Annotated in this window: 5 protein-coding genes; 4 read left to right on the forward strand and 1 reads right to left on the reverse strand. The window is 70.6% G+C overall.

The annotated features are described in order from the left end of the window. Positions 1-208: 208 nt before the first annotated feature. Positions 209-1,438 (reverse strand): cytochrome P450, encoded by a 1,230-nt coding sequence (locus tag ACFV3R_RS34400; protein ID WP_385591452.1) that lies wholly within the window; start codon positions 1,436-1,438, stop codon positions 209-211. A 225-nt stretch (positions 1,439-1,663) separates the two neighbouring features. On the opposite strand from ACFV3R_RS34400, the gene ACFV3R_RS34405 reads away from it, so the two are divergent. From ACFV3R_RS34405 to ACFV3R_RS34420, 4 genes are read left to right on the forward strand one after another with little or no spacing between them, the layout of a single operon-like run. Continuing rightward, entirely contained in the window at positions 1,664-2,893 is a 1,230-nt protein-coding gene (locus ACFV3R_RS34405) for a cytochrome P450 (protein WP_385591454.1), read from the forward strand. Between the two features lie 28 nt (positions 2,894-2,921). Beyond that, entirely contained in the window at positions 2,922-3,479 is a 558-nt protein-coding gene (locus tag ACFV3R_RS34410) for a hypothetical protein (protein WP_385591457.1), read from the forward strand. A 31-nt stretch (positions 3,480-3,510) separates the two neighbouring features. After that, positions 3,511-4,086 (forward strand): TIGR03086 family metal-binding protein, encoded by a 576-nt coding sequence (locus ACFV3R_RS34415; RefSeq protein WP_385591459.1) that lies wholly within the window; start codon positions 3,511-3,513, stop codon positions 4,084-4,086. A gap of 38 nt (positions 4,087-4,124) precedes the next feature. Continuing rightward, on the forward strand, positions 4,125-5,573 hold the full coding sequence (locus ACFV3R_RS34420) for an MFS transporter (protein ID WP_385591461.1): 1,449 nt from the start codon (positions 4,125-4,127) through the stop codon (positions 5,571-5,573). Positions 5,574-5,666: the final 93 nt, after the last annotated feature.

A 5,666-nucleotide genomic window follows, 5' to 3' on the forward strand; every position in this document is an offset into this window, starting at 1 on the left:
CCCCCCAGGTCATGCCTTCGACAGGGGGCAACAGTCATGCCGGGCCCGGAGGCCAGCGGTCCCATTGCAGGACCGCGAAGAACATAACGGGGTGGCGTGCCGACCGTGAGCACAGGGAAGCGGGGGACCACCCCGTCAGGTGGTCCCCCGCTCCGGCGGGCCCGTCGCCCCACCGCCGTGTGCTCGCCCGGCAGTCACCAGTCGGCACTCACCAGGTGACCGGGACCTCGTGGACCCCGTAGAAGTTGGTGTCGTTCTTGAACCGCAACTCCTCGAACGGCGCGGCCAGTTTCAGGGAGGGCAGCCTGGTGAACAGCGTGGTGTAGACGACCTGCAGTTCGAGGCGGGCCAGGTTCTGGCCGAGGCACTGGTGGATGCCGTAGCCGAAAGCCGCATGGTGCCGGGCCTCCTCCCGGCCCAGGTCGAGCCGGTCGGGGTCCGGGAAGACCGCGGCGTCCCGGTTGGCCGCGCCGTTGGCCACGATCACCCCCTCGCCGGCCTTGATCAGCACTCCGCCGAGTTCGATGTCCGCCGCGGCCACCCGGCTGGTGGAGACCTCGGCGATACTGAAGAAGCGGAGCAGTTCGTCCACCGCACGGGACGCGATCGAGGGGTCGGCGACGAGCCGGGCGCGCTCCTCCGGGTACTCCAGCAGGGCGAGGACACCGAGCGAGATCATGTTCGCCGTCGTCTCGAAACCACTGGTGAGCAGCAGGGTGGCGAGTCCGCTCACCAGCTCGTGGTCGTAGGTGCCGGCCTCGCGGTACTTGCCGATCAGCCGGCTGAGCAGGTCCTCGCCCGGCTCGACGGCCTTCTTGGCGACCAGTTCCCCGATGAAGACCCGCAGGTCGCGGAAGGCCGTCATCTTCTCCTCGGGCGTGCTGCTGCGGCTGTCCAGCACGCTGGAGCGGCGCTGGAAGAGGTCGCGGTCGGCATAGGGCACGCCCAGCAGCTCGCAGATCACCAGTGACGGCACCGCGAGCGCGAGCTCCGGAACCAGGTCGGCCCCGGGGCCGGTGGCGATCATGGCGTCGACGCAGCCGTCGACGATCTCCTGCACCTTGGGGCGCAGGGCCTGCAGCCGGTTCGCCGTGAACTCGTTGACCAGCATGCGCCGGTGCTCGGTGTGCTCCGGCGGGTCCATCCAGGTCAGGAAGCCCTTGACCTGGGTGCTGACGCCCTTGAGACCGGCCACCAGGGCCGGGTAGCCGGGGTGTCCGCGGTCGACGCTGACCCGCGGATCGGCCAGCAGCTGACGCGCGAGGTCGTGCCGGGTGACCAGCCAGGCCGTCCGACCGGTCGGGAGCAGAACCCGGGAGACCGGCTCCTCCTCCCGCAGCCGGGCGTACTGCTCGGAGGGGTGGAACGGACACTTCCTCGGCATGGGGAACGCCTGCAACTCCGCTGGGGTCGTGCCCGTTCCGACTGGCTCGGTCATCCTGCCGCCTTCCCTCGACTCGCCTGCGCGACGCGTGATTCGGCCGTGGCCGGCCGGAGTCCGAGTGTCGGTTCGCGGGCTTAAGCAGGTCTTTTCCGAGACTTGCGCCCCCGCGACGCGCACCAGGGCACGTGCGCAAGGGCGGGACAAGACCGCCTTTAGCCGCCCGTGGTCGATTCGGTACGCGAAAGCAGGTGCCGGGACGCGCAACGGAAAGGTACGAACGTGACTGAAACCGTCGAGAGAGAAGCGGCGGACTCCGAACCGCCGGCGTTCCCCATGCCGAGGAAGTGCCCGTTCCAGCCGCCCGAACAGTACGCCCGGCTGCGCGAGGAGGAGCCGGTCTCCCGGGTCCTCCTCCCGACCGGCCGGACCGCGTGGCTGGTCACCCGGCACGACCTCGCGCGTCAGCTGCTGGCCGATCCGCGGGTCAGCGTCGACCGCGCACACCCCGGCTACCCGGGCGTCATCCCCCAGCAGGCGACCTTCACCCACCGACCGCCCGGGTTCCTGACCTGGATGGACCCGCCGGAGCACACCGAGCACCGGCGCATGCTCGTCAACGAGTTCACCGCCCGGCGGATGCAGGCACTGCGCCCGCGGGTCCAGGAGATCGTGGATGGCTGCGTGGACGAGATGCTCGCCGCGGGCGGGACCGTCGACCTGGTGGAGGCGCTGGCGCTGCCGGTGCCGACACTGGTGATCTGCGAGCTGCTGGGCGTGCCCTACGCCGACCGCGAGCTCTTCCACGAGCGCACCACCATCGTCGTCGACCTCCAGGCCGGCGTGGAGGAGCGGACCAAGGCGCTGAAGGAGGTCCAGGCCTACCTCGGCGACCTGGTGGTCAAGAAGGACGCCGACCCCGGGGACGACCTGCTGAGCCGTCTGATCAAGAAGTACCGCGACGCCGGCACCTACGACCACGCCCACCTGTCCGGCCTCGCCACCCTGCTGCTCACCGGCGGGTTCGAGACCACGGCGAACATGATCGCGCTGGGGGTCCTCGCCCTGCTGGAACACCCCCAGGAGCGGGCGAAGCTGGTCGCCGACCCTTCGATCGCCCCCCGGACGGCGGACGAGCTGCTGCGCTTCTTCAGCGTCTCCGACTACGCCACCAGCCGGGTCGCCACGGCGGACATCGAACTCGACGGGGTGCTGATCAAGGCCGGCGAGGGAGTGATCGCCCCCAACGGCGCGGCCAACCGGGACGGCGCGGTCTTCGCCGACCCCGACCGGCTCGACGTGGCGCGGGAGGAGGCCCGGCGCCACATGGCCTTCGGCTTCGGCATCCACCAGTGCATCGGCCAGAACCTGGCCGCGCTGGAACTCCAGGTCGCCTACACCACCGTCTTCTCCCGGATCCCGGACCTGCGCCTGGCGGTGCCCTTCGACGAGCTGCGGTTCAAGAACGTCAGCAACTTCTACGGCGTCCACGAGCTCCCGGTCACCTGGTGAACGCACGGTGCGAAAGGAGGCCACGCCCATGGTCGTCCGCGGCAGGCTGACCGCACACCCGGCGCTGGCGGCGGCGATGGCCGTCGTTCTCGCCTCGGTGCTCTTCTGCGCCCTCGCGTTCAGCGGCAGTAGCGCCGCCGGGGCGCCGGCGCAGCGGCGGTGCACGGTGATCGACGACCTCACCGAGGCGACCGTGAACCACCGGTACGTCGGCGAGTCACTGACCATTCCCGTCCAGCACGTCGGGGAGAGCCTGGTCTACTACGACGACCTCTACGACCCGCGGGGCAAAGTCGTCGGACACGCGGTCGGCTTCGTCAGCGGCATCTACCAACGCCCCTCCGACGGCCATCTGATGACCCAGTACTACGAGACGGTCAAGCTGCCGGACGGCACCTTCAGCGACAGCGGGATCGTCGACCGCTTCGCCATGTTCGACGGGGCCACCGCGCACTTCGACGTGGTGGGAACCAGCGGGAAGTACCTCGGTCAGAAAGGTACCCGTGACTGGCGCTTCCCGCCGCCGATCCAGCATCCGCCGAAGCCCGACACCCGCCTCCAGGTGACGATCAGGCTGTGCCACTGACCACGGGCCCGGGCCCGACAGGGAGTTCATCATGTACTTGCAGGACCAGTTGTCGGCAGCCGCCGAGACGATGGCCCGCGTCGTCAGCACCGTCGAGGACGGGCAGCTCGGCGCGCCCACCCCGTGCCACGAGTTCGACGTGCGCCGGCTGATCAACCACCTCATCGCCTGGTCGCCGATCATCGAAGGGGTGGGGCTGCGGGCACCGCTCGCCTCGGGCCGTCCGGACGAGCAGACCGACCACATGACGGGCGACTGGCGCGCGGAGTACCTGCGCTGGATAGACCGCAGCCTCACCGCCTGGAAGCCGGACGCGGCCTGGGAGGGCGTCGCCGACCTCGGCTTCATCCAGGTGCCCGCCACCGTCATCGGCGGCAAGACGCTGTGCGAGTTCGTGCTGCACGGCTGGGACCTCGCCCGGGCGACCGGACAGCCTTTCGACTGCGACCCGGCTGTCGCCGAGGCGACGTTGCGGTTGGTCGAGGAGACCGCCGAGGAGACCCGGCAGCACGGCATGTTCGGATCGGCGGTGGCGGTCCCGGAGACGTCGTCGGCGCTGGAGCGGGCGCTGGCGGTCAGCGGCCGCAACCCGGGCTGGACCGCGTGAGCCGCGGCGAGCGCCCGGCGAGCGCCCGGGGGGACTAGATGGCCAGGAGGCAGCGCACCGCACTGGCGCTTCTCGGCGCCTCGTTCCCGATGTTCATGGTCTCGCTGAACAACCTACTCGTGACCAACGCCCTGCCCGAGATCGCCAAGAGTCTGACCATTTCGGTGGGCGGTCTCCAGTGGGTCGTCAACAGCTACATCCTGGCCTTCGCCGGTCTGCTGCTGACCGGCGCCACGCTGGGTGACCGCTACGGCCGGCGGCGGGCGTTCGTCGCCGGGATCGTGCTGTTCAGCCTTGGTTCGGTCGGCTGCGCGCTCGCCGCCTCGGGCACCGTGCTGGTGGCGGCGCGGGTGCTCCAGGGCGTCGGTGCCGCCGCCGTCCAGCCGCTCTCGCTCACCCTCGTGGTCGGCGCGGTGCCGGCCGCCCGACGCAGCGCCGCGGTCGGGTTGTGGGGCGGGGTCAACGGACTCGGTGTGGCGCTGGGCCCGCTGGTGGGCGGTCTGGTCACCCAGGGCCTTGCCTGGCAGTGGATCTTCTGGATCAACATCCCGGTCGCCCTCGTCGCGATCCCGCTGGTGCTGGTGTCGGTCCGGGAGTCGACCGGCGAGGACCGCGGCCTGGACCTGCCCGGCATGGTGCTGGTGGCGGCGGTGGTCACGCTGGCCGTCTGGGGAATCGTCCAGGTCGCCACCGCCGGGTGGGGGTCGTCGGCCGTACTGGTGCCGCTCGGTGCGGCGGCGTTGCTGCTGGTGGCGTTCGTGCGCTGGGAACGCCGGGCCTCGGTGCCGCTGCTGCCGCTGCGGTTCTACCGCGAGCCCGCCTTCGTGCTGAGCAACATCGTCTCGCTGGCCATGTACTTCGGCGTCTTCGGCTCGATCTTCTTCCTGGCCCAGTACATGCAGGATTCGCTCGGCTTCTCGCCGTTGCAGGCCGGGGTGCGCACCCTGCCCTGGACAGCGATGCCGATGCTGGTGGCGCCGGTGGCCGGGCTGCTGATCGACCGGGTGGGCGGCCACCGGCTGATGGCCATGGGTCTGGCCCTGCAGGGCGCCGGGCTGGCCTGGATCGCGTCGATCGCCTCGGTCGACCTGTCCTACCCCCGCCTGGTACCGGCACTCGCCGTCTCCGGCATCGGGATGGGCCTGGTCTTCGCACCCACCATGGCCGTGGTGCTCGGCGCGGTGCGCCCGCACGAGCACGGCAAGGCCTCGGGCGCCAACAACACGGTCCGGGAGATCGGTGGCGCGCTCGGCATCGCCGTCCTGACCACGGTGTTCCAGGCCCGGTTCACCGTGGTGCACGCCTTCCCCTTCGACTCCGCCCGCGCCTTCGTGCACGGGATGACCTCCGCGATCTGGGTCGGTGTCGCGGTGGTCGAGGGCGCCGCGGTCCTCTCGCTCTTCATCCCCTCGCCCGCCCGGCCCGACGCCGGGACGCAGACCGGACAGGAGGAGCCGCAGCAGGCCGTCGCCCCGCTCGCCGGATGAGCGGGGGGACGGGCGGCGGGGTGCGCCCGGTCTCTTATAAACAAAACCCACCCACCAGACATTTGCACAACACGTAAGGCGTGTTGTGCTTGA

It is taken from the genome of Streptomyces sp. NPDC059740, from assembly GCF_042733155.1.
In the GTDB taxonomy this organism is placed as follows: domain Bacteria; phylum Actinomycetota; class Actinomycetes; order Streptomycetales; family Streptomycetaceae; genus Streptomyces.

Bases quoted from the DNA above. Each gene is read 5' to 3' on its own strand.
- ACFV3R_RS34415 (WP_385591459.1), top strand. From the start codon at position 3,511: ATGTACTTGCAGGACCAGTTGTCGGCAGCCGCCGAGACGATGGCCCGC.
- ACFV3R_RS34400 (WP_385591452.1), bottom strand. From the start codon at position 1,438: ATGACCGAGCCAGTCGGAACGGGCACGACCCCAGCGGAGTTGCAGGCG.
- ACFV3R_RS34420 (WP_385591461.1), top strand. From the start codon at position 4,125: ATGGCCAGGAGGCAGCGCACCGCACTGGCGCTTCTCGGCGCCTCGTTC.
- ACFV3R_RS34410 (WP_385591457.1), top strand. From the start codon at position 2,922: ATGGTCGTCCGCGGCAGGCTGACCGCACACCCGGCGCTGGCGGCGGCG.